This is a genomic window from Chitinasiproducens palmae, assembly GCF_900095735.1.
Taxonomy (GTDB): Bacteria; Pseudomonadota; Gammaproteobacteria; order Burkholderiales; family Burkholderiaceae; genus Chitinasiproducens; species Chitinasiproducens palmae.
This window is the reverse complement of sequence record NZ_FNLO01000006.1, coordinates 1-23,231: the sequence shown is the minus strand read 5'-3', so window position 1 is coordinate 23,231 and position 23,231 is coordinate 1. Positions and strand designations below refer to the sequence as shown.

General features: G+C 64.8%; 18 protein-coding genes and 2 pseudogenes. 17 read left to right on the top strand and 3 right to left on the bottom strand.

Features of this window, described 5'->3' with window-relative positions; all coding sequences use genetic code 11:
* Positions 1-3: 3 nt before the first annotated feature.
* Positions 4-1,242, bottom strand: a complete 1,239-nt coding sequence (locus tag BLU54_RS11055) for a CaiB/BaiF CoA transferase family protein (protein WP_091908089.1) — start codon at positions 1,240-1,242, stop codon at positions 4-6.
* A 471-nt stretch (positions 1,243-1,713) separates the two neighbouring features.
* Between BLU54_RS11055 and BLU54_RS11045 the strand changes: the two genes are divergently transcribed.
* The 6 genes from BLU54_RS11045 (at position 1,714) to BLU54_RS24195 (ending at position 10,170) form a co-directional block, all read left to right on the top strand.
* Positions 1,714-2,988 (top strand): MFS transporter, encoded by a 1,275-nt coding sequence (locus BLU54_RS11045; RefSeq protein ID WP_268874521.1) that lies wholly within the window; start codon positions 1,714-1,716, stop codon positions 2,986-2,988.
* A 224-nt stretch (positions 2,989-3,212) separates the two neighbouring features.
* The gene (gene acnA / locus BLU54_RS11040; protein ID WP_091908529.1) at positions 3,213-5,939 is read left to right on the top strand and encodes an aconitate hydratase AcnA; all 2,727 of its coding nucleotides are present in this window, start codon (positions 3,213-3,215) and stop codon (positions 5,937-5,939) included.
* Complete coding sequence (locus BLU54_RS11035; protein WP_091908083.1) at positions 5,936-7,216, top strand: 2-methylaconitate cis-trans isomerase PrpF family protein; 1,281 nt, start codon at positions 5,936-5,938, stop codon at positions 7,214-7,216. Before acnA ends, BLU54_RS11035 begins: the two co-directional genes overlap by 4 nt.
* 20 nt (positions 7,217-7,236) lie before the next feature.
* Positions 7,237-7,953, top strand: coding sequence for a GntR family transcriptional regulator (locus BLU54_RS11030; RefSeq protein WP_170845118.1), 717 nt, complete (start codon positions 7,237-7,239; stop codon positions 7,951-7,953).
* Positions 7,954-8,068: 115 nt separating this feature from the next.
* Positions 8,069-9,427, top strand: a complete 1,359-nt coding sequence (locus tag BLU54_RS24200; protein ID WP_235837902.1) for a 2-hydroxycarboxylate transporter family protein — start codon at positions 8,069-8,071, stop codon at positions 9,425-9,427.
* Positions 9,424-10,170 (top strand): transporter substrate-binding domain-containing protein, encoded by a 747-nt coding sequence (locus BLU54_RS24195; protein ID WP_235837901.1) that lies wholly within the window; start codon positions 9,424-9,426, stop codon positions 10,168-10,170. The genes BLU54_RS24200 and BLU54_RS24195 overlap by 4 nt, the downstream gene beginning before the upstream one ends.
* Positions 10,171-10,283: 113 nt before the next feature.
* Here the strand turns inward: BLU54_RS24195 and BLU54_RS11020 are convergent, their stop codons facing one another.
* Positions 10,284-11,180, bottom strand: coding sequence for a LysR family transcriptional regulator ArgP (locus tag BLU54_RS11020; protein ID WP_091908078.1), 897 nt, complete (start codon positions 11,178-11,180; stop codon positions 10,284-10,286).
* A 116-nt stretch (positions 11,181-11,296) separates the two neighbouring features.
* Between BLU54_RS11020 and BLU54_RS11015 the strand changes: the two genes are divergently transcribed.
* The 9 genes and pseudogenes from BLU54_RS11015 (at position 11,297) to BLU54_RS10975 (ending at position 19,648) form a co-directional block, all read left to right on the top strand.
* A complete protein-coding gene (locus BLU54_RS11015; RefSeq protein ID WP_211435337.1) occupies positions 11,297-11,935 on the top strand; it encodes a LysE/ArgO family amino acid transporter in 639 nt (212 codons plus the stop codon).
* Positions 11,936-11,974: 39 nt separating this feature from the next.
* On the top strand, positions 11,975-12,610 hold the full coding sequence (locus BLU54_RS11010) for an FMN-binding negative transcriptional regulator (protein ID WP_091908076.1): 636 nt from the start codon (positions 11,975-11,977) through the stop codon (positions 12,608-12,610).
* Between the two features lie 557 nt (positions 12,611-13,167).
* Positions 13,168-14,043 carry a LysR substrate-binding domain-containing protein gene (locus BLU54_RS11005; protein WP_091908074.1) on the top strand — a complete coding sequence of 292 codons (876 nt, stop codon included), beginning with the start codon at positions 13,168-13,170 and terminating at the stop codon, positions 14,041-14,043.
* Positions 14,040-15,179 (top strand): YbfB/YjiJ family MFS transporter, encoded by a 1,140-nt coding sequence (locus BLU54_RS11000; RefSeq protein WP_091908072.1) that lies wholly within the window; start codon positions 14,040-14,042, stop codon positions 15,177-15,179. The genes BLU54_RS11005 and BLU54_RS11000 overlap by 4 nt, the downstream gene beginning before the upstream one ends.
* Positions 15,180-15,408: 229 nt before the next feature.
* A pseudogene (locus BLU54_RS10995) lies at positions 15,409-16,230 on the top strand (tyrosine-type recombinase/integrase); the annotation flags it as partial.
* Positions 16,231-16,365: 135 nt separating this feature from the next.
* Entirely contained in the window at positions 16,366-17,484 is a 1,119-nt protein-coding gene (gene fic, locus BLU54_RS10990; protein ID WP_091908523.1) for a protein adenylyltransferase Fic, read from the top strand.
* Positions 17,485-17,620: 136 nt separating this feature from the next.
* Positions 17,621-18,442, top strand: coding sequence for a type IV toxin-antitoxin system AbiEi family antitoxin domain-containing protein (locus BLU54_RS10985; protein WP_091908070.1), 822 nt, complete (start codon positions 17,621-17,623; stop codon positions 18,440-18,442).
* A pseudogene (locus tag BLU54_RS24465) lies at positions 18,426-19,336 on the top strand (nucleotidyl transferase AbiEii/AbiGii toxin family protein). The gene BLU54_RS10985 and the pseudogene BLU54_RS24465 overlap by 17 nt, the downstream one beginning before the upstream one ends.
* 69 nt (positions 19,337-19,405) lie before the next feature.
* Entirely contained in the window at positions 19,406-19,648 is a 243-nt protein-coding gene (locus BLU54_RS10975) for a transcriptional regulator (RefSeq protein ID WP_091908521.1), read from the top strand.
* Between the two features lie 25 nt (positions 19,649-19,673).
* Here BLU54_RS10975 and BLU54_RS10970 read toward each other — a convergent pair whose 3' ends face one another.
* Positions 19,674-20,036 carry a helix-turn-helix transcriptional regulator gene (locus tag BLU54_RS10970; protein WP_091908068.1) on the bottom strand — a complete coding sequence of 121 codons (363 nt, stop codon included), beginning with the start codon at positions 20,034-20,036 and terminating at the stop codon, positions 19,674-19,676.
* Between the two features lie 226 nt (positions 20,037-20,262).
* On the opposite strand from BLU54_RS10970, the gene BLU54_RS10965 reads away from it, so the two are divergent.
* A complete protein-coding gene (locus BLU54_RS10965) occupies positions 20,263-22,620 on the top strand; it encodes an AAA family ATPase (RefSeq protein ID WP_091908065.1) in 2,358 nt (785 codons plus the stop codon).
* Positions 22,617-23,153, top strand: a complete 537-nt coding sequence (locus BLU54_RS10960) for a UvrD-helicase domain-containing protein (protein ID WP_091908061.1) — start codon at positions 22,617-22,619, stop codon at positions 23,151-23,153. The genes BLU54_RS10965 and BLU54_RS10960 overlap by 4 nt, the downstream gene beginning before the upstream one ends.
* The last annotated feature ends 78 nt before the right edge of the window (positions 23,154-23,231 follow it).

Below are 23,231 nucleotides of genomic sequence, written 5' to 3'. Positions count from 1 at the left end.
CATTCAGATCACTTTTTGCGCGGCGAGCGCGTCGTAGCGCGCCGCATCGAGGCCCAGCCATTCCCTGAACACCTGACGATTGTGCTGGCCAACGCTGGGCGCGTGTGCGTTTCGTTCCAGCGTGCCGCCGGACAGCTTGATCGGATTGCCGAATACGTCGAACCGCGCGCCCTGATAATGCACGGGCACGACCATCTCGCGGGCCTGGATATGCGGGTCGGCGACCACTTCCTCGATTGTCTTGATCGGCGAGAGCGGGAAGCGATCGCCGGTCATCGCTTCGAGTTCCGCTTTCGTGTGAGCCCCCAACCAGCGCTTGACCACTGGTTCGACGCGGCGCCGATACGTTTCGTCGTCGAAGCGTTTCGCCATCGTGTCGATCTCCGGATCGTCGGCGAGCGCCGCGTCGCCGAACACGCGGCACGCCTCGCGCCAGAACTTGTCGGTGTAGGCGCCGAAGAACACGAAACCATCCTTGCACGCAAAGCGTCCGTACGGTCGCACGAACGGATGGCCATTGCCGGTGGGTTCGGCGACCTTGCCCGTCTCGGTAAAGGTGACCAGCGCGTTCTCCGTCAGCGATAGGATCGAATCCTGCTGCGAGACGTCGACCAGTTGTCCGCGGCCGGTCCGTTCAGCCTCGCGCAGCGCGCCCAGCGTACCGATGGCGGCGTACAGGCCGGCGGCCAGGTCGCCCAGCACGGTGCCGACGCGCATCGGTTCCTCGCGCGTGCCATTGATCGACCACAGTCCGCCGGACGCCTGAGCGCTGCTGTCGAACGCAGGACGCAGCGTATTCGGTCCCGACTGGCCGAAGCCGCTGATCGCCGCGTACACGATCGCCGGGTTGGCGGCCTGCAACACTTCGTAGCCCAGCCCCAGCTTGGCCATGGTGCCGGGGCGGAAGTTCTCGACGACGATGTGCGCGTTCTCGACCATCTCGAGGAACAGCGCCTTGCCTTCCGGCTGCTTGAGATCCAGGCGCACGGCGAGCTTGTTTCGATTGTACTGGGCGAAGAAGCCGCTCGACACGGTCCCCGCGTCGTTCCGCGCCGGTGGAAATTCGCGCGTCAGATCCGGTTCGCCGGGGTTCTCGATCTTGATGACCGTGGCGCCCATGTCGGCGAGGATCATCGTGCAATAGGGACCGGCTACCACCCGAGTCAGGTCGAGCACCGTCACGCCGCGCAGCGCGCCGCTCGATCTTGCCAGCAAAGCCGTTGTTTCGGCGGTACCAATCATTTTCAATCCTCCTTTTGCGGCGGTCGACGCCGTGGCCGTCGCGATGGCCGCGGAAGCGTTCGTCGAGCGCCGGGCATCAGCCGCATCGAGCGCGATCGCTGAATGGGTCGACGGCGCGCGCCCGCCGCGTCTGACTACGCGGTCGCAGGGCATGGTTCGGCGCGTGCCTGGTGAACGTGTGGCATGGCGAGCCGGGCGCCGCAAGGCGCCGTCTGTCTCCGATTTCGTCGAGTTCTTGTGCGAAGCATGGTAGCACCGGTGTACCCATGCAGAAAGGTACAGCTTGGCCGGACAGTTTTGCGACAGCCGCGCTGTCCACGGCGCCAGTCAAGCCGCGCAGGCATGACAGGTCCGTCCCCCTGCGGCTGCGTCGCGTGCGCTGTGGCTCGAATGTGAAATAGCGTTCAAGACGCGGATCCGGCAACGCGGCAGCATCGGGCTTTCTTTGGCTAGATCGCCGCGGCGCGCGGCGTGGGAGACGGCATCTTGAATGACGCGAGCGGCGGCGGGGCGAACGCGGAAGGCGCTAGTCGCGCGCTTCTCGCATGTTTCGCGTTACTGGCCATTTCTTTTGCGATACGGTCCAGCATCGGACTCGGCATGACGCCATGGCTGCGCGACTTTGGCTGGTCCAGAGCCGAGGTTTCGGCAGTGGGCGCGCTGGCGCTGTGCGTGATGGCGTTGGCGGTGTCGGCGAGCGGCCACGCCGCCGATCGTTGGGGCGCTCGGCGGATCCTCGTCGCAGGCTGTGTGGCGCTCGGCGCGGGCCTGGCGGTCGTCGCGTCGATGCGTCATTTCTGGCAGTTCGTGCTTGGCTACGGCGTGCTCGGCGGCCTTGGCTTCGGACTCGTGTCGTTACCCGTCGCGGGGAGTCTCGTCGTGCGCCGGGTCCGGCACAGGCAGGGCATTGCCACGGGCGTCGCGACCTCCGGCACGACCGCCGGACAACTGCTGATCCTGCCGGCCATGACCCTGTTGTTCGCCGCCATCGGGTGGCGCGGCACGTTCGCGGCCTTCGCAGTCGCCTGTGTCGGCACGGCCGCCGGGGCTTACTGGCTGATCGGGCGAGAGCCTGTTTCGTCGCCGCGCGGTCTTCGTAGGCCCACAGCGGCCGGGCCGGCCGCCAGCGGATCGCTGTTGCGCAGCCGCGCTTTTCATGGCCTGTTCTGGAGTTTTGCGCTGTGCGGCTTCACCTCGACCGGCGTGGTCGAAACGCACTTGATCCCATTCGCACGCGCGTGCGGCTTTGCGCCGATGCCGAGCACCGTCGCTTATGGCGTGTTCGCCGCCTGTAATCTGCTCGGCATGCTGGGCGTCGGCTTTCTGTCCGATCGCGTCGACCGGCGCCGTCTGCTCGTTGGCATCTATGCCGTACGAAGCCTCGCGTTCGTGATTCCGCTGTTCGTCGGCAGCAACTACGCGCTGCTGGTGGCATTCAGTGCGCTGGTCGGCATGGCGTTCTATGCGAGCTTCCCCGCCACGATCGGCTTGTCGGCGGCTCACTTCGGCAAGGAGCGATTGGGCCTGGTGATGGGAGTGTTGACCGTGGGTCATGCCATCGGCGCGGCGGGCGGCGCCTACGTCAGCGGCTATCTGTTCGATCTGTTCCTGCGCTACGACAGTGCTTGGCTGCTCTCGATTGCGCTTGCCGCCTCGTCCGCGGTACTGGCCGCACTGGTCAGCGACCCGCGCTCCGCAACGCCGGCACCGCTGGCCACGGGCGCTGGCGCGCCGGCGCCACGCTAAGCGCCGTTGCTCGGACGCGCGGCGCTTGCTAACGAGGTTGGGCTGCAAGGCGGCGCCGCTTGGTGGTGGGCGACGCTAGCCAAACGTGTTTCGACAGCGCCATATTGTCGACATAATTTCGCTTTATCACGCCTTAGCTAGCCAGTATCAGGGTTTACCTGCTTAATGTGTCGACACTTATCGCTTATCATGGCGGCTCGAACAGGTCCCGAGCGGTGAATGCAGTGAATGAGCAGGGCAAGCGGATTGGAATTCTCGAAGTAGGCGGCGAACAATTTCGCTACGCCAGTCTGTCGTCATTGCACGACGACTATCCTGGCGCGGTGGCACGCCTGCCGAAATGTCTGCGGGTTCTAGCAGAGAACGTGCTGCGCAACCTCGGCAACAGCGACGTGGAAGAGGCCGATCTGGCGCGGCTGCTCGGCTGGCGCGCGCAAGGCGATGATGTGGTGCCGGTGCCGTTTCATCCGGCACGCGTGCTCATGCAGGACTACACTGGCATTCCGACGCTGGTCGATCTGGCGGCGATGCGCGACGGCGTGACGGCGTTGGGACTGGACCCGCAGCGCGTCAATCCGCGCATCCCGGTCGACCTGGTGATCGACCATTCGCTGATTGTCGACCGCTCCGGCAGTGCCGATGCGATCACGTTCAACCTCGCCCGCGAATTCGAGCGCAATGCGGAACGCTATCGCTTGGCGAAGTGGGCAAAGGCTTCGCTTGACCGCGTGCGCGTCGTTCCGCCGGGCAACGGCATCCTGCATCAGATCAACATCGAGCGAATCGCCCAGGTCGTGCATTGCGAGGCGTCCGATGGACCGGCCTGGCTGTATCCCGACACGATGGTCGGCACCGACAGTCACAGCACGATGGTCAATGGCATCGGCGTGCTCGGTTGGGGGGTCGGCGGCATCGAGGCAGAGGCGGCGATGCTGGGCTTGCCGCTGATCGTGCCGCTGCGGCGCGTGGTCGGCGTGCGCCTGACCGGCTGCCTGAGTACCGGCGTGACGGCAACGGATCTGGTGCTGAGCCTGACCGAACGGCTGCGCGCCTTCAACGTGGTCGACGCGTTCGTGGAGTTCTTCGGGCCCGCGCTTGACCGGCTCGCGGTCGCCGATCGCGTCACGATCGCGAACATGGCGCCGGAGTACGGTTCGTCCGCTGCGTTCTTTCCAATCGATCAGGCGACGCTCGACTACCTCGGCACGACCGGGCGCGACGCGCGCCAGGTCGCGCGGGTCGAGGCCTATGCAAAGGTGCAAGGGCTGTGGCGCGAGGCGGGCGACGCGGGCGCCGATGGCGAGTGCTACAGCGCGACGATCGCGTTCGACCTGGGCGAGGTCGTGCCGTCGGTCGCCGGGCCGCGACGTCCGCAGGATCGTGTCTCGCTTGCCGACGTGCCTGACAACTTTCGTCGCGCGTTCGAGCCGCGCGCGGTTTCGCGTGACGTGCTGTCGGACGGCGCGGTGGTGATTGCCGCGATCACGAGCTGCACGAACACCTCGAATCCCGCCGTGATGCTGGCCGCGGGCCTGTTGGCGCGGCGCGCGCGGCAACGCGGTCTGCGCACGCGTAGTTGGGTGAAACCGTCGCTGACGCCGGGTTCGCGCGCAGTGGGCGAGTACCTTGAACGAAGCGGGCTGCAGCAGGATCTGGATGCGATCGGCTTCCAGATTGCCGGCTACGGCTGCGCGACCTGCGGCGGCAACTCCGGCCGACTGTCGGACGACGTCGAGGCGGAGATCGCGCAGTCGGATATCGTGGCGGCCGCGGTATTGTCCGGCAACCGCAATTTCGAGGCGCGCATTCATCCGCTGGCCCGCGCCAATTATCTGCTGTCGCCGCCGCTGGTGGTGGCCTACGCACTGGCTGGCAACGTGCAGATCGATCTGGCGCACGAACCGATCGGCTTCGGCGCCGACGGCGCGCCGGTTCATCTTCGCGACATCTGGCCGAGCGACGAGGAGATCGCGACCGCGGTGAGGACGTTCGTCACACGGGACGCGTTTACCGACGCCTACCGCACGCTCTTCGACGGGAGCGCGGCATGGCGCGAACTGGACGTGCCCTCGGGCGCCAACTTCCCCTGGGATCCGGACAGTGATTACATCCGGCGCCCGCCCTATCTGGACGACTTCACCGAGACCGCGCCGCGTGTGGAAGACGTGCGCGACGCGCGTGCATTGGTCATGCTGGGGGACAGCACGACGACCGATCACATCTCGCCGGTGGGCGACATCGACGTGGCCTCGGCGGCGGGGCGTTTTCTCGCCGCCCGCGGCGTGCCGCGCAGTGCGTTCAATGCCTATGGCGCACGGCGGGCGAATCATGAAGTGATGGTTCGCGGCACCTTCGCGAACATCCGCCTGCGCAACGAACTGGTGCCGGGCGTCGAGGGCGGTTACTCGCGTTTCGTGCCGGACGGTCCAGTGGAGTCGGTCTTCGAGGTCGCGATGCGCTATCGTGCGGCGGGCACACCGCTGGTCGTGATCGCAGGCAAGGAATACGGGACGGGCTCGTCGCGCGACTGGGCGGCCAAGGGAACGCGTCTGCTCGGCGTGCGGGCAGTGATCGCCGAGAGCTTCGAACGCATCCACCGCTCCAACCTGATCATGATGGGCGTGCTGCCGCTGCAGTTCCCCGCCGGCACGACGCGTCGCTCGCTCGCGCTGGACGGCAGCGAGACCTTCGATCTGCCCGGACTTGCCGCGCGGGCCGTGCCGGGCGGCACGGTCTCGCTGACCGTGCGCCGTGCGGACGGCAGCGCAGTGGCGGTGCCGCTGCAATGCCGCCTCGACACCGCGAACGAGTGGAAGGTATGGTCTGGCGGCGGCATGATGCCCCATGTGATTCGGCAGCTCGTGTCGCAGGCGGCCGACGAGGACGGGGTGCGGTCACAACCCTCACAGCAGCCGCAGCACCCGCAGCGGTCTTCGGAGAAAACGGCATGAAGCAACGGCGGATTCCCGCGGTCTACGTCCGCGGCGGCACGAGTCGGGCCCTCGTCTTCAAGACGACTGACCTTCCGTCGGACGCCGCGGCGCGCGACGCGATCCTGCTTGCCGCGATCGGCAGTCCGGACCCGAACCGGCGTCAGCTGAACGGGCTTGGCGGCGGCGTCTCATCACTGTCGAAGATCGCGATCGTCGGCCCCTCGACGCGCCCGGATGCGGACGTGGACTACACCTTCGGACAGGTCGCGATCGACGCGCCGCTGGTTCAGTACAAGGGCAATTGCGGCAATATTTCCGCGGCGATCGGCCCTTATGCGGTGGAAGCCGGCCTGGTGGAAGTACGGGGCGAGCGGGCCCGGGTGCGGATTCACAATACCAACACCGGCAAGATCATCGTGTCCGAATTCGCGCTGCTGGACGGCGTGCCGGACGTGGACGGCGACTTCGAACTGGACGGCGTGGCCGGCAGTTGGGCACCGGTTCGTCTCTCGTTCCTGGCGCCCGGCGGCGCGGCAACGGGCAAGCTGCTGCCGACCGGCCGCGTGCGCGACACGCTCGACGTCCCCGGCCTGGGCGAGGTCGAGGTCTCGCTGGTCGATGCGAGCAACCCGGTGGTGTTCGTGCGGGCCAGTGCCTTCGGCCTCGACGGCACCGAGATGCCCGATGCGCTGGACGCCCGTCCCGATCTGCTGGCCCGCTTCGAGGACGTGCGCGTTGCCGCGGCCTTGGCGATGGGTTTGACGTCGGACCCCACAGTTGCGCGGCACGGCATTCGGAATCTGCCTCAGGTGGCGCTGGTCGCCTCGCCGATCGAGAGCCGAACGCTGGCCGGCAAGACCATCGCGGCGCGCGACGTCGACATCCTGGTAAGGATGATTTCGGCGGGTCAGCCGCACCGCGCGACGCCGCTGACCGGCGGCATGTGCGTCGCCTGCGCGATGCGCCTGCCCGGCTCGCTGGCCGCGGCGGCGATGCAGCCGCGGCGGCCGCACAACGACTCGCAGGACGACGCGCAGAACGACCCGCACGCAGGCGATGACGACCTGCTGATTGCGCATCCGTCCGGGGTTCTCCGCGTCGCGGCCCGCGTGCGCGACGACGCCGGCCGGCCGTACGTGGAGTCGACGGCGGTCTATCGCAGCGCGCGCCGGTTGATGGAGGGTAACGTGCTGGTCCCTGAAAGTCGGCTGACGCCTTCGACCGGCAGCGCAGCCGAGACTGCAGGAACGGCGGGGGCGGCCGGCGCGCGCGCCAAGGCGTCGGGACAGGCATGAAGATAGGCACGGAGCTAGGCATGAAGACCGAGCAAGCGGAGATGGACGGTCAAGGCGGGCTGGAGCTGGTCGCGGACAGCGTCCTGTCGCGCCTGCGGGAAGGCATCATGGCCGGCGATCTGGCTCCCGGCGCCAAGATCAGCGAGCCGGAGGTGGCTCGACGCCTCGGCGTGAGTCGCGCGCCGCTGCGCGAAGCCTTGCGTCGGCTCGAAGAACGTGGCCTCGTCACGCGCACGCCGCGCCTGGGCGCACGCGTCGTGGTGCTGTCGCCGGAAAAGATCCAGCAGATCTTCGTGGTTCGCGAGGCGATCGAAGGGATGGCGGCGCGTCTGGCTGCTACCCACATCACCGATGACGAAATCGTCAGGCTGCGCGCCCAGCTGGAACATCAACGCGCGCGCTCCTCGCAAATCGGCGCGGTCCAGTTCCTTACCAAGGAGCTGGACAACGACTTCCATTCGACGATCGTCGAGGCAAGCCGCAACGAATTTCTGATCCGTGCGCTGCGCGAGGACTACCGCGATCTGATCAACCTGTGCCGCGTGCATCAGCGTCATATCGAAGCGCGCGCGCATCGCGCGCTGGTCGAGCATTCGCGCATCGTCGATGCGCTCGAAGAGCGCGACCCGGATCTCGCGGAGCTCATGATGCGGCGCCACGTCGCGTCCGCGCGCAAGGGCATGCAGGCGCAGGCAATCCAGCTTGAGGTGCCCGAGGCCGCTGGCAGCCGGCGCTAGACCGACGCGCCCCGCGCGGGCGCACACAAGCATGCAACACCCTATAAGGCGATGCCGCCCGGACATCGCCATGCCGGCGCACGTCCATCGTGCCCGCTTCACGGAGACAAGCCCCATGAAGGCGAACCCGCAGGACACCCTCGATGTCTCGCATGCCGACGAGACGATAAGCGCGCCCGTCCGGCGCGCAGGCCTCTGGCCACGGCTCGTCGACGCCCGCATCGGCGTGCTGCCAGTGCCGCTGTTCCTGCTGATGGCGGCGGTACTCGCCGGACTCACCTTGACCGGCAAGCTTCCGAACGACATCGTCACCTCGATCGTGCTGCTGTCGGTCGGCGGCTTCGCGTGTGCGGAACTCGGCAAACGCATCCCGGTGCTCAACAAGATGGGCGCGCCATCGATTCTCGCCACCTTCGTTCCTTCGGCGTTAGTGTTCTACCACGTGCTGCCGGCGCCGTTCATCAAGTCGGTGACCGAGTGGACCAAGTTCAGCAACTTCCTCTACCTGTGCATCGCCGCGATCATCGTCGGCAGCATCCTGGGCATGGACCGGCGAGTGCTGATGGTGGGCTTCTTCAAGGTGATCGTGCCGCTCGCGCTTGGCTCACTGGCGGCCGCGGCGGTGGGCACGCTGGTCGGCACGGCGCTGGGCATCGGCGCCTACCGATCGTTCTTCTTCATCGTGGTTCCGATCATGGCAGGCGGCGTTGGCGAAGGCGCAATCCCGTTGTCGATCGGTTACGCGACGCTGCTCGGCCTGGAGCAGGGCACCCTGTTCGGACAGATCCTGCCATCGGTGATGCTCGGCAGCCTGAGTGCTATCCTGTTTTCGGGCATCCTCGACTCATTGGGCAAGCGCTATCCGCGCCTCAGCGGCAACGGCGCGCTGTTCAAGAGCGAGAACGACGACTTCGCCGCGCCCGCCAATGCCGCGCCGCGCAGCGTCGCGCTGCAGGATGTCTGGTCGGGACTGGCGCTGGCGGTGACGCTTTATCTGCTCGGCTATATCGTGCAGCGGCTGACGCATTTCCCCGCGCCGGTTCTGATGCTGTTGTTCGCCGTGCTGCTCAAGATCGGTCGCATCCTGCCGCCGCACCTCGAACACGGCGCCTACCGCGTGTATCGTTTCTTCGCGGTGTGCGTGAATTTTCCGCTGTTGTTTGCGGTCGGGGTCGCCCTCACGCCGTGGGAGGAACTGATGGCTGCGCTCAGTTTCGCGAACGTGCTCACCATCATGACCACGGTCGCCACGCTGATGGGCACGGGTTTCGTGGTCAGCCGCTGGCTGCGCATGAACGCCATCGAGGCCGCGATCGTGAATGCGTGCCACAGCGGGCAGGGCAGTACCGGCGACCTTGCCATCCTGAGTGCTGCGAACCGGCTGGGCTTGATGCCGTTCGCACAAGTGGCGACGCGTCTGGGCGGCGCCGCCACCGTGACTATCGCTTTGATCGTGATGAGGTGGTTTCTGTGAGTGACATTGCATCCCGTGCCGCATTGCTGGCGCCGACGGGCGTGCTGCGCGCGTCGATCAATCTGGGCAATCCATTGCTGGCCAGCCGCGGCGGCCCGGCAGGGGCCACCGGCGTATCGGTCGATCTCGCCACTGAACTCGCCGCTCGTCTCGGCACGCCGTTGTCGCTGGTAGTCGTCGAGTCGGCCCGGGAATCGGTGGAGCGCGTCGCCGGCGGCGACGCCGACATCGGCTTCTTTGCGGTCGATCCGAAGCGCGCGGAGGACATCGCGTTTACCGCGCCCTACTTGTTGATCGAAGGGGCCTACCTGGTTCCGGCGGGGTCTGCGCTGCGCAGCCTCGGCGAGGTGGACGACGAGCGCAACCGGGTCGTCACCGCGACCGGCAGTGCCTATGACCTGTTTCTCACGCGCTCGCTGCAGCACGCCCGCATCGAGCGCGTGACCGAGTCGCCGAACGTCGTCGATGCGATGGTGGCAAGCGGCGCCGAAGTCGCCGCAGGCGTGCGTCAGCAGCTGGAGCGCGACGCCGCGCGTATCGGCGGCCTGCGTCTGCTGCCGGGCCGCTTCATGGTGATCCCGCAGGCGATGGGCGTCGCGCGGGCGCGCGATCCCAAAGCCGCCGTTGGTCTTGCGCAGTTCGTCGAGGAGATGAAGGCGTCGGGCTTCGTCGCGGCGGCGCTGGCGCGACATCGGATCGACGGGGGAAGCGTGGCGCCGAGGGCGGACCGCGCACCGACCTGAGCCGAAGCCGCGCGGCCACCACCACGGCCCGGCACGAGACAGCGTCGCATGGCCGCGCGCATGGTGCGCCGCAGCCAGGCGTTGCAGTCAGCGGCTGCAGTCAGGGGCTGCAGTCAGACCCGCAGCGCGGTGGCCGCAGTCTCGCGCAGCGCGAGACTCAGCTGTTGCAGCGTGCTTGACCGCACAGCGGCATGCTGCCAGTAGAGCGGCACGTCCAACCAGCGCGCTGGATCGATCACTACGATGGTGCCGGCTGCGAGCGCCGGATCGGCGAGCGACTCCGGCGCCAGGCACCAGCCCAGGCCTCTTGCCGCGGCTTCCACGAAGCCTGTCGCACTCGGCAGGTAGTGTACGGGTGGGACAAGGCGCGCGCGGGTGATACGGCGGACAAAGCGCCACTGTAGGGCGTCCTTGCGGTTGAACACGATCATTGGCGCGTGCGCAAGCGCGGCTGCGTCGACGCCGGCGTCGAAGTAGCGCGCCGCAAACGCCGGCGACGCGATCGCGCGATAGCGCATGACACCCAATGGCTGCACGTTGCAGCCGCGCAGCGGCGTGGCCTCGGCCGTGACCGCGCCGAGCACCGAGCCATCGCGCAGCAGTTCCAGCGTGTGATCCTGATCGTCCACCCGTACGTCGAACAAATAGCCGTGTTGCGCGTGCAGGCGCGACAGGGCGGCGACCACCCAAGTGTTGAGCGAATCGTCATTGACTGCGATGGCGATCGACCGCGCACTCGACACTGCCGTGTCTTCCGGCAGGAAATCGGCCAGTGCCTCGGCTTCGAGCGCCTGCATCGGGCGCACCCGACGCAATAGCCGCTCGCCGGCCGGCGTCGGCCGACACGGTGCCTGCCTCACGACCAGAACCTGACCCAAGCGGTCCTCCAGCGCCTTGATGCGCTGCGAAACCGCTGACGGCGTGATCGAAAGGCGTCGTGCTGCTACTTCGAAGCTGGCTTCCTCAATGACCGCGGCGAATGCCGCGAGTTGCGGATGGATCAGGTCCATCGTGGGCTCCGCTTAAGTTTCTCTTAATTATATGCAGAACAAATAGCTGTGCTTCGGCTGGCTGGCACGCGAGAATGGCCGCTCGATTCCGTTCCACAGACACGCGGTAGCTTTCCATGATTTCCCTCGCAGCGGCCAGCGCCGGCTTTGCAGCCAGCGCCGGTCTGATCATCGCCATCGGTGCCCAGAACGCATTCGTGTTGCGGCAAGGACTGCAACGTTGCCACGTCGCCCTGGTGGTGGCGATTTGCGCATGCGGCGACATCGCTTTCATCCTTGCCGGTGTGGCCGGCATCGGCGCGCTCGTGCAGCGATGGCCGGCAATGCTGTTGGCCTTGCGCTTCGGCGGCGCGCTGTTTCTGGCAGCCTACGGCTTGATGGCAGCGCTCCGGGCCTGGCATGGTTCCGGCGGTCTCGCGCCGACCGAGGCGCAGCAGTCGAATCGCCGACGCGCGGCGCTGGCATGCCTGGGCTTCACCGTGCTCAACCCGCACGTCTACCTCGATACGATGGTGCTGCTTGGCAGCCTTTCCACCCAGTACGCCGGTGCCGCACGCTGGGCATTCGCCGCTGGGGCCTGCGGCGCAAGTCTGGCCTGGTTCACCGCACTCGGCTTTGGCGCGCGCCTGATGCAGCCAATATTCCGCAAGCCGGCGGCGTGGCGCATACTTGACGCGTCCGTCGCCGCGTTCATGTTTTCGCTCAGCGCTTTGCTGCTGCTCGATCCGCTTGAGACGCTGGCGCAGGCGTCGTAGCGCGCCGCGCTTCCATTCCTTGAATCCGAAACTGCTCTCATGTACGTGCCCACGATGTTCGCCGAGGATCGACCCGAGATCCTGCATCGTCTGATCCGCGACAATCCGCTCGGCGTACTCGTCACGCACGGAGCGGGCGGACTGGAAGCCAACCACCTGCCGTTCCTTCTCGACGAGCGCCATGACACCGGTCCGCTGCTGCTCGCGCACGTCGCGCGCGCGAATCCGGTCTGGCGGGAGCTGGCGGACGGTGCCGAGGTCATGGTCATTTTCCGCGGCGCGCATGGCTACATCTCGCCGAGCTGGTACCCCAGCAAGCATGAGACCCACCGTCATGTACCGACCTGGAATTACGAAGTGGTGCACGCCCACGGCCGCTTGCGCATCCGGGACGACGAAAAGTTTCTTCGGGGTGTGCTGGCGAAACTGACGCGCACGCATGAGGCAAGCGAAGCGCGGCCATGGAAGATGGGGGATGCCCCGTCGGACTTCCTGGACACGCTGATCGGGCAGATCGTGGGCATCGCGGTCGAAGTGACGCGTTTCGAAGGCAAGCGCAAGCTGAGCCAGAACCGCGACGCCCGCGATTTCTCGGGCGTGGTGGGGTCGCTGCAGGAGCGTGGCAATGACACGCTCGCCGCGACGATGGCCGCGCTCGACGAGCGGCCGCGATGACGGCGTGAGGTGACGGCGTGACACGACGGCGTGACACGACGGCGTGACATGACACTGCGCCGTGACATGACGTTCGAGTCGGGCTGACGGTCCGCCGACGCGGCCAGCGACAGCGCGCCGCTTCGGGCATGCGCGGTGTCCGCCACGCGCGGTGCCAGGCTCGTGGTTGCTGGACCTGCCGAACTGAATTGCGGCACGGACGCGCTGCACGGTCGCATTCCATCCGCCTCCGCGGCGCGCTTCCGTGGCCGTCGAATGACCCGAAAGACGGGCGCGGCGACGCGCATCCCGCCTTGCGTATCGCCGCAGGGGACGTTCGACAGTCGCGCACCGCTCGGTGCCGCTCGTCGCGCGGCGACATCCGCGCATCATATTCTGCTTCGCCGAGCCGGCCCACCCCCTGGTGCTTGCGCGGCAGGCTGACGGCGCTCACGCAGTCGACGCGAGGGACCTCGGCAACCGATTGCAACCGCGGATGGAACGCGGTGCCGGAGCGCTGGCGTAATATTCTCAAAAAAAGAATACAATTCGCCCTCTATTCATTTTTTGAGAAATAGATGGATTCCGACTCGCTGCGGATCTTTTGTACGGTTGCGACGGAGCTCAGCGTGACGCACGCGGCCACGCGGCTCGGCAGAGCGCCGTCCAATGTCACCACCCGCATTCAGCAACTCGAAGCCGATCTCGGCACCGCCTTGTTCGTGCGCTCGGGCAAGCGCCTGACGCTGTCGAATTCCGGCGTGCAGTTTCTTGACTACGCGCGTCGCATGCTGGCGCTGGAGGACGAGGCGAGGCACGTCGTAAGCGACGGACGCGAGGGTGGGACATTGCGGATCGGCAGCATGGAAAGCTCGGCTGCGAGCCGTCTGCCGTCCCTGCTGGCCGGCTATCACGCACGGCATTCGGCCACCCGTCTCGAACTCAGCACCGGCGCATCCCGCCCGCTCATCGAACAGGTACGTACCGGACGCCTCGACTGTGCATTCGTCGCGCCGCCGCCATCGCTCGGCGATCCATCCTCGATCGAGGCCTTGGGCCTGACGGCCACACCGGCCTGGCGCGAGACGCTGTTGCTGCTGTTGCCCGCGAGCGAAGCCGACGTCGGTGAACCGCGTGCGGTACGGACGCGCTCGCTTGCCGCGTTTCCCCAGGGCTGCACCTATCGCGGCCTCGCCGAAGCACTGCTGGGCATGGCCGGTTCGGGCGAATGGCGCGTGCAGGAGATGGCGTCGTACCACGCAATGATCGCGTGCGTCGCGGCGGGCAGTTGCGTCACGGTGCTGCCCGAGAGCGTGCTGAAGCTCGAGCGCGCGGCGGCCGGTCTGAAAACGCTGCCCGCGGGCCATGCCGACACGGTGTTGATGTGGCGGCAAGGGTACGACGTCCCCGCCTTCCAACGCCTGCGCAAGCAACTTGCCGAGTCCATCCAATGACATCCTCCATTCGAACGGCCGGCCTCAGGGCCGCCGCGGAAGCCGCGTTGATTCTGGCGGTAGGCATGGGCTTCGGCCGCTTCGCGTTCACCGCCGTGCTGCCTCACATGGTCGAGGAAGGCGTGATTACGCTGCAGCAAGGCAGCCTGGCTGCGTCGGCCAACTACGCCGGCTACCTTCTCGGCGCCTTCGTCGCGGTCCGAGCGCGGGCACGCCATGCGCATCGTCTTTGCCTGTGGTCGGTCGTTGCCACCGCCCTCTGCCTTGCAGTCCTGGCGCTGCCACTTCCCACCTGGGGCATCGTCGCGGTTCGCGGCATCGCCGGCGCCCTCAGTGCGATGTCGATGGTGGCCGCGTCGCTCTGGCTGCTGGAGCATCGTGGCCACTTTCGCGGCGCACCGTTGTTGTACGCCGGCGTCGGGATCGGCATCGCTCTGTCGGCCGAGACTCTCGTCTTGGCGGCGCATGCAGGTTTACACAGCTCGGGCATGTGGCTGGTGTTGGGGATCGCGAGCCTGGTCGTCGGACTTGCCGCGGCGCCGGGCCTCCTCGCCAGTGCAGACCGGCCAGCGGCAGTGCCCGACGCACCCGCGTCGACGGCCCAGGCGCAGATCGCCGCCTGGCCACTGACCGTCGTCTATGGACTTGCCGGGCTTGGTTACATCGTGACTGCGACCTACCTGCCGACGCTGGTCCATAGCGCGTTGCCTGGCCTCGATCCCGCGCACGTGTGGGCCGTGTTCGGACTCGGCGCGGTACCGTCGTGCTTCGTCTGGCACCGCGTCCACGAGCGCCTCGGCACGCGTCGCGCGATGCAGTTGAATCTGCTCGTGCAGGCGGTGGGCGTTGCGTTGCCGACGCTGTCGGGCTCCGTGGCCAGCTATGTCCTCAGCGCGCTGCTGGTCGGTGGCACCTTCACCGGTGCGGTGACGATCGCCGTACCGGCCGCGCAACGCGTCGCTCGCAGGACGGGGAAGAACCTCGTGGCGACGCTGACGCTGTTCTACGGCATCGGTCAGATCGCCGGTCCGGTACTGGTCGAGGTGCTGCGCGCGCACGGCAACGGTCTGTCCAGTTCACTGCTGGCGGCTACCGCGGTGCTGCTGGTCGCAGCGCTGCTCGCTTCCCGCATCTGAGCTTGCCGGCCCGGTGGCGATGCCACCGGGCGCCGGGCGGCAGCGCTTCAGCAGCCCAGCGTTTCAGCGGCTAGTCCCGGCGCCGGCAAGCGCCAAGTCCATCCACCGCGAAGCGCCGGACTCCGTCTGCAAGCTCGTGCGGAGATTGGGCGGACAACGGCTATAGGTGTTTAGATATGGCTTATCGTTGATCGATGATCAGCCTCGACCTTGGGGCCGTCAGTCGTTGGCGTTGTGCAACAAGGTGAAGGCGCGCGGCGCGCCGGCTACGGCCATCCACATCCGAGACATCGTGAAGCAGGTCTATGCCTTCGCCATCCTGCATGGCGAACGGCTCGCCAACCCGGCCGACGACGTGAAGGCGGCCTCGATCGCGACCTTCATTGCCAAGGACCGGGCGCTGTCGCCGGCCGAAATCCGGCTGGCCTTCCACCAACTGGAGACCATCGCGTCCTATCCGACCATCCGGCTGGCCTTGCGGCTGATCCTTCTGACGATGGTGCGCAAGAGCGAACTGGTCGAGGCGACGTGGAACGAGGTGGATTTTGAGAACGCCACCTGGACGATCCCGAAGGCGCGGATGAAGGGGTGCAAGCCGCACGTGGTCTACCTGTCGCGGCAGGCGATAGACATTTTCGTGGCCCTGCACACCTGCGCGGCAGGCTCGCGATTCGTGCTGCCGTCGCGCTATGACCCCGATCGGTGCATGTCGCATGCAACGCTCAACCGGGTGACCCAGCTCGTTGGTTCACGCGCGAAGGAAGCCGGGCTGCCGCTGGAGCCATTCACGGTGCACGACCTTCGGCGCACCGCGTCCACGCTGCTCAACGAGGTCGGCTTCAATGGGGACTAGATCGAGAAGTGTCTGGCTCACGAAGAAGGCAGCCGGACTTCGCGGTCGGTCTACAACAAGGCCGAGTACGCCGGGCCGCGGCGTCACATGCTGCAGGAGTGGGCTGATATGGTGGAGGCTTGGATCGATGGGCGTACGCATGTGCCGAAACTGGTGCCGGAGGACGTGACCGTGCCGGTTCTGAGTCCTGCGCTTTGATGCTTTTGAGCTGTGTTTTGGGGACATGAGCACCCTACGTGTCGCTATTTCGAGGAAATAAGAACATGATTCGTTGACGTGTCGCCAGCAGCGACATAAGTTGAGAACGTGTCGCTGAAATCGTATTTTTGCATCATGACTGATATGGCACTTGCCTGGCATCGAGATCAGCCTCACAACCACCTGCCAACGCTCCCCCCGGCGCAGGAACTGGAGACCCGGCGCGTGCTTAAGACCTGTATCGAGGCCCGTGCTGCGTTGGCCGAGCTCAAGCAGGCGGCCGAGTTGATTCCCAACCAGGCGATGCTGATCAATACCATTCCGTTGCTGGAGGCCAAGGACAGCTCGGAAATCGAGAACATCGTCACCACCACCGACCAACTGTTCCAGTACGCGCAGGGCCACGACAACGCCGATCCTGCCACCAAGGAGGCGCTGCGTTACCGCACCGCGCTGCACCAAGGTTTTCAGTCGCTCAAGGCGCGACCATTGTGTACTGCCACTGCCGTGGATGTCCGCCGCACCCTCAAGGGGGTGGACATGGACTTCCGCCGCACCCCAGGCACGCAACTCGCCAACGACCGCACGGGGGAGGTGGTCAACACCCCGCCCGAAGGCGAGGCCCGCTTGCGTGACATGCTGACCAACTGGGAGCGATTCCTGCACAACCAGGTCGACCTGGACCCGCTGATCCGCATGGCCGTGGGCCACTACCAGTTCGAGGCCATCCGCCCATTCACCGACGGCAACGGCTGTACCGGCCGCGTGCTCAATATCCTCTATCTCATCCAGGAAGAGCTGCTCAATCTGCCGATCCTGTATCTCAGTCGCCATGTGATTGCCCACAAGGCCGACTACTACCGCCTGCTGCTCAGTGTGACGCGAGATGGCGCCTGGGAACCCTGGCTGCTGTTCATGCTGCAGGCCGTCGCCGACACGTCCAAATGGACCACAGGGAAGATCGCGGCCATTCGCGGGCTGGCCGAACACACCACCGAGTACGTGCGCACACGCCTGCCCAAGATCTACACCCGCGAATTGGTGGATGTCATCTTTGAACAGCCCTATTGCCGCATCGGCAACCTGGTGGAGAAAGGCATTGCCCAACGCCAGGCGGCCTCGCGCTACCTGCACGACTTGGCCAGCCTGGGTGTGCTGCGCGAAATGCAGGTTGGCAAGGAAAAGCTCTTCATACACCCCAAGCTGATGCAATTGATCAGCCGCGACAACAACGACTTCCAGTCTTACGCCTGAAGCGCCGGGAATGGCTTCGGGCGTGCAGCCTCGGGTTTGCATTTTTCAAGAAAAGATCACTCTGGATGATCTTTTCACTGAAGTTTCAAACTCGTGGTCCTCGGCGGAGGTTTATAAAACTGATTTTTTGAGCACTATGGATGCTCAAAATTCACGAAAATTGAACCGCTTGCTGGCCGAACTGGGCGATACGCGCCTGGTCTCTAGCCGCTGGCTGCGCGCGCATGACCACGCCAATAGCCTGGTCGCGCGCTATGTCGGCAGCGGCTGGCTGGTGTCGCCGGCGCGCGGCGTCTACATGCGCGCGGGAGGGCGGCTGCAATGGGATGGGGTGGTCCGCAGCCTGCAGGTCGGAGAGGGCCTGCCACTGCATGTCGGCGGGCGTTTTGCACTGGCCTTGCAGGGGCACGAGCACTACTTGCGACTGGGCGATGCCGGGACGATCACGCTTTACGGGCCAGCGCCTCCGCCGGGCTGGGTCGGCCAGCTGCCCATGGAGCAGCGCTTCGAGTACCAAGGCGAGGGGCCGTTCGATCTGCCGGCCGTGTCCTTCACTGCGGAAGTCTCCGAGACGGCGCTATCCAAGGTAGGTCTGGACTTGCACTCTGCTGCATCTGGTGTCGATGCCCTGGTCTGCTCGACGCCCGAGCGGGCCATGCTGGAGTTGTGCGATGGCGTATCGGATGCGGCAGGGGTCAACGAGGCCGATGCGCTGATGCAGGCCATGACCACGCTGCGCCCGCAGCGCGTCGGCCTGCTGCTGCGCCACTGCCGCGGCATCAAGGCCAAGCAGCTGTTTCTGGCGCTGGCCGATCGCCATCGGCATGCGTGGCTGGCGCATGTGCCGTTGGATGGCGTCGATCTGGGCCGGGGCAAGCGTGCGCTGGTGCCCGGCGGGCGCCTGCATCAGACCTACCGAATCACCTTGCCGGTAGACCTCGATGAGCACTTGGCTTGATCGGTGGGATCGGCGCTACATGGACCGGGTGCGGCTGCTGGTCGAGATCCTGCCGGTGCTGGCCCAGGAGCCGCGCTTCGCGCTCAAGGGCGGCACCGCCATCAACCTGTTCGAGCATGACCTGCCGCGTCTGTCGGTAGACATCGACCTGGCCTGGCTGCCGGTGCACGACTATGCCGAGGATGCGAAGCTGATCGCCGAAGCACTCGGGCGACTGGCCGACGCGATGCGCGCCCGGCCTTTGCAATTGCAGGTCCAAGCTTCAGCGGGCGAAGGCGGGGCGGTCACCCGGCTGGTGGCCAGTCGCGGCCGCGCGCGTGTAGAGATCGAGACGACGCCGGTGATGCGCGGGACGGTCCATCCAGTGCGAACCATGGTCGTGCGGCCACGGGTGGAGGAGGCGTTCGGCTTCGCCGAGGTGCAGGTGCTGAATTTCGCCGACTGTATGCAGGAAAGTTGGCGGCGGCATTGTCGCGACAGCATCCGTGCGATCTGTTTGATGTAGGCCTGCTGCTGGAGGATGAGCGGACGGATGCTGGTCTCTGGCGTACCTTTCTCGTGTACCTGACGTGCAGCCCCAAGCCGGCGTGGGAGATGCTGGCGCCGCGCGTACCTGCGGATTTTAAGGCCACCTTCGAGGCTCACTTCAAGGGCATGACGGCTGAGCCCATTGAAGCGACGGCTTTGTTGGAGAGCCGCGAGCGCCTGTTGGCGCGTGTGGTGCAGTCGTTGGACGAGCCGTCGTGTGCCTTTCTGCAATCGGTTGAGGATGAGCAGCCGGATTTCGGTTTGATTGGCCTTGGCCATGCGGCCGATCTGCCCGGGGTACAGCGCAAGCTGCACAACTTGGCACAGCGCACGGCGGCCAAACGCGCTGCGGATCGTGGGCAGTAGGCGGACGTGCTGGCGCGTATCAAGGTGCGATGACGTGGCGGGTAATACAAAGGCGATGGGGTGATCGCGATGGTTCACGATTTCACACTGGTATATGCGCTGAATCCTGAACTGGATTCGCAGGATGAGGTCCTGCGCCGATTGGCCGGCAGCGACTGTGCCGACGCCACGGTGGGCTGGGGTCGGCCTGGGCACGTCGCGCTGGCCTTTAGCCGGGAGGCGTCGGATCGCGATGCGGCGGTCACGTTTGCCGCGGCGCAGATGGCGCAAGTGATGCCCGGGGTGAAACTCGTCCGGGTGGGCGCCGGGTAGTTGCCATGGACGCCAGATGGCGGTGTCACCGAACAGGGTGGCGCCGGCGCAGCCTCACGTCCGGGCCAGGCGATGTGTCGGCCTTTGCTGATCGTGAGGCTTGCTTGCGGCCTTCGATCCAGGCGTCGACCTCTTCCAGATCCCAGACCACGCAGCGCGGTGTCAGTCGGAAGCGCCGGGGAAACTCGCCGCGCTGCTCCATTTCGTAGATGGTGGTTTCCGCCAAGGGCACGATCTGATGCAGCTCACTTCGGCGGATCGTGCGGCGAAAGGGGAGCGGAGATCCCTTCGGGAACTGCGGAAGCTCGGCGTACCGCTCGATCCCAGGGTGGGGCAGGGAAGTAGTGTCTTGTGCAGCGGTCCTGATCGGTTCCGAGTCGGCAGCCATCGTCCAGATTCCATGTGTTCGCAATGAGCTTCATGGTGACTATCGGTAGCGATCGCGACAACTTGCAGCAGCGAGGCCGGGCGTAGGAGATATTATGCGGCACCATCACCATCGGTAGTGCCTACATGCATCAGCGCTAGATCATCAAGGAGGCGTTACGGGCCAAAGCGGCGGAGCGGATACCTGTTCTTGTTTTATAGTTGTTATAGCCGGGGGAGACAGGGAAATGCACATTCAACATGTTGAGATTGGCAATTTTCGGAAGCTGAAAGCGGTACGCATCGATTTTTCAGAAAAGAAAACGGTTTTCGTCGGTGCCAACAACAGCGGGAAGACCTCCGCAATGGTGGCGCTTAGGCGATTCCTGATCGAGCCATCCGAGCTCACCGTCAATGATTTGACGCTCTCGCACTGGACGGAGATCAATGCCTCGGCCGCAGGGTGGGAGTCGGCCGTCAGCAGTGGCGAGGTGTCCACTGCGCTTGACTGGAGCAAAGTGCTCCCGTTCCTCGATGTCTGGCTCAGCGTTGCCAGCAACGAACTGCACTATGTCCAGAAGTTGCTGCCTACCTTGGACTGGCAAGGCGGCCATCTTGGCGTTCGACTGCGCTTGGAGCCCAAGGACGCAGAAGGTCTTCAGCGAGAGTATCTGAGGGCCAGAGCGACCATTACAGAACTGCTTACGCAGCCGCTTGCCGCCGCCGTAGTTGGGGGCGCCGAGGGCGCCGCAGAGGTGGTGGTGGAGACGGGCTCAGTGCCATTGGCAGTGCCTGCCTATACGTTCTCGCTTTGGCCACAGTCCATGATGGACTTCCTGGGTCGCCGATTGCACGGCCTGTTCACGGTTCGCGCCTACCTACTGGACCCGGCAGCACTCATGTCGCCACAAGGCGGATTGGCTTTGCCCCAGGTGCTGTCCCCTAACAGCGATCCGCTCGACGGCGACCCATTCAAGGGATTGATCTGCATCGACGAAATCAACGCACAGCGGGGCTTTGGGTATACAGGCAGCACACGAACTTCCAGCGAAGATGACTCCAGGTATGACCCGCAGGAAGCACGCGGTGGCAGGAAGCTCTCTGCGCAGCTGCGGTCGTATTACACGCAGCATTTGGATCCCTACGACAAGCCTGAACCAAAGGATCTGACCGCCTTGCAGGCTCTCCATGATGCAGAGGCAGCTTTTGAAGCACGCTTGACGGAAGGCTTCGCCGCAGCATTGAAGGAACTGGAGCACATCGGCTATCCAGGCATTACCGATCCGAAACTGACGATCACCACGCGGATCAAGCCGACGGACGGCTTAAATCACGGCTCCGCCGTCCAGTACGAAGTACCAACCCACTTGGCAGAGGGGGCAAAGGGGCATCGCCTGCCAGAGGATTCGAACGGACTTGGGTACCAGAACTTGGTTTCCATGGTGTTTGCCTTGATGAGTTTCCGTGACCGATGGATGCGCGTCGGCAAGGCAGGAACTTTGGTCGCGGAGGAAGACAGCTTCGTGCCTCCACTTCATCTTGTACTCGTCGAAGAGCCGGAGGCTCACTTGCATGCACAGGTCCAGCAGGTGTTCATTAAGCAGGCGTATGCGGTGCTTCGAAAGCATCCGAAGCTTGGTAACACCACTGCCCTAAAGACCCAGTTGATTGTCAGTACACATTCCAGCCATCTTGCGCACGAGTGCGATTTTGAGTCCCTGCGATATTTTCGTCGCCTGCCCGCTCCGACCGAGGCGGGCGCAGTGCCGATCGCGTCGGTGGTCAATCTATCTGAGGTATTCGGCGGTGCTGATATTACCGAGAGGTTCGTTACGCGCTATCTCAAGGCTACTCACTGCGATCTTTTTTTCGCAGACGGCGCCGTATTAATCGAAGGGCCTGCCGAAAGGATCCTTGTACCGCATTTTGTGCGTGAACGCCCTGATTTTGAGTATCTGCGCCGGTGCTACATTACTTGGCTCGAAATCGGCGGCAGCCATGCCCATCGGCTCAAGCGCCTGCTAGAACACCTCGGGCTTTCCACCTTGATCATCACTGACATCGACGCCAAGGATGGAACGTCGGGCGCTGCGCTACCGCCGAGGAGAAACAGTGGACAAAAGGCGCGAAACGAGACATTGAAGTCTTGGGTTCCTGTGGAAGAGTCGCTTGATGCATTGCTCGACAAAGCAAGTTGTGACCTTGTCAAGGAAGATCCCAGCGGATACGCGATACGGGTGGCTTATCAGCAGCCGATAGCATTGAGCTTCAAATCGAAGCCTCCATCGGAGGCACTGGCGAATACTTTCGAGGATGCACTCCTATATGAAAACCCAGACATGTTTGCCAACTTGGCTGGTGACGGGCTCATCAAGACGTTTCGCGACGCACTTTCGGATAGCGTCGATCTCGATGCGCTCGCGACGGCCGTTCATTTAGGCTTGAAGACCGGAAACAAGGCGAAGTTCGCACTAGACCTCCTCTACAGCGACAAGATCACAGCATTGAAGGTGCCTGCCTACATTCATGACGGTCTGGCCTGGCTGACCTTGCAGTTGAAGCGCAAGGAGCAAGACGCCCTTGGTCAAACGAAGGTGCCCGCATGACAGCTGCGGACGGTGTGCCTGACAACGATCTGGATAACCCGGCTGATGCCGAGATCGCAGCATGTCTTGACTTGACTGCTCCCCGAAGCTTTTTCCTATTCGCAGGCGCAGGCTCCGGCAAGACGCGATCACTGGTCAAAGCACTTGATCACGTGCGCCAACTGTACCGCGAGACGCTTCGGTTTCAGGGGCAGCGGGTGGGTGTTATTACCTTCACCAATGCGGCATGCGATGAAATCAACCGCCGCTTGGAGTTTGATCGCACGATCGAGGTTTCGACGATCCACAGCTTTGCATGGAATCTTATAGGAGGCCTGAACCATGACATCCGGGAGTGGCTACAGACGAATCTCGCCATGGAGATTGCTGAACTCGAAATGCTTGAATCTAAGGGCCGTAAGGGAACCAAGGCGTCAGCGGAGCGCATAAGCAAGATAGCGTCCAAGGGAAAGCGTCTGGCCAATTTGAACACCGTTCGCCGCTTCGTCTACAGTCCGACGGGGGATAACAGTGGACGTGACCTGTCCCGGTAATGTAAGACCAAATTGATCTGGGATAATGGCGCATCGAGGGTGGGAGCGTCATGAAGAAGGGCCGATATAGCGACGAGC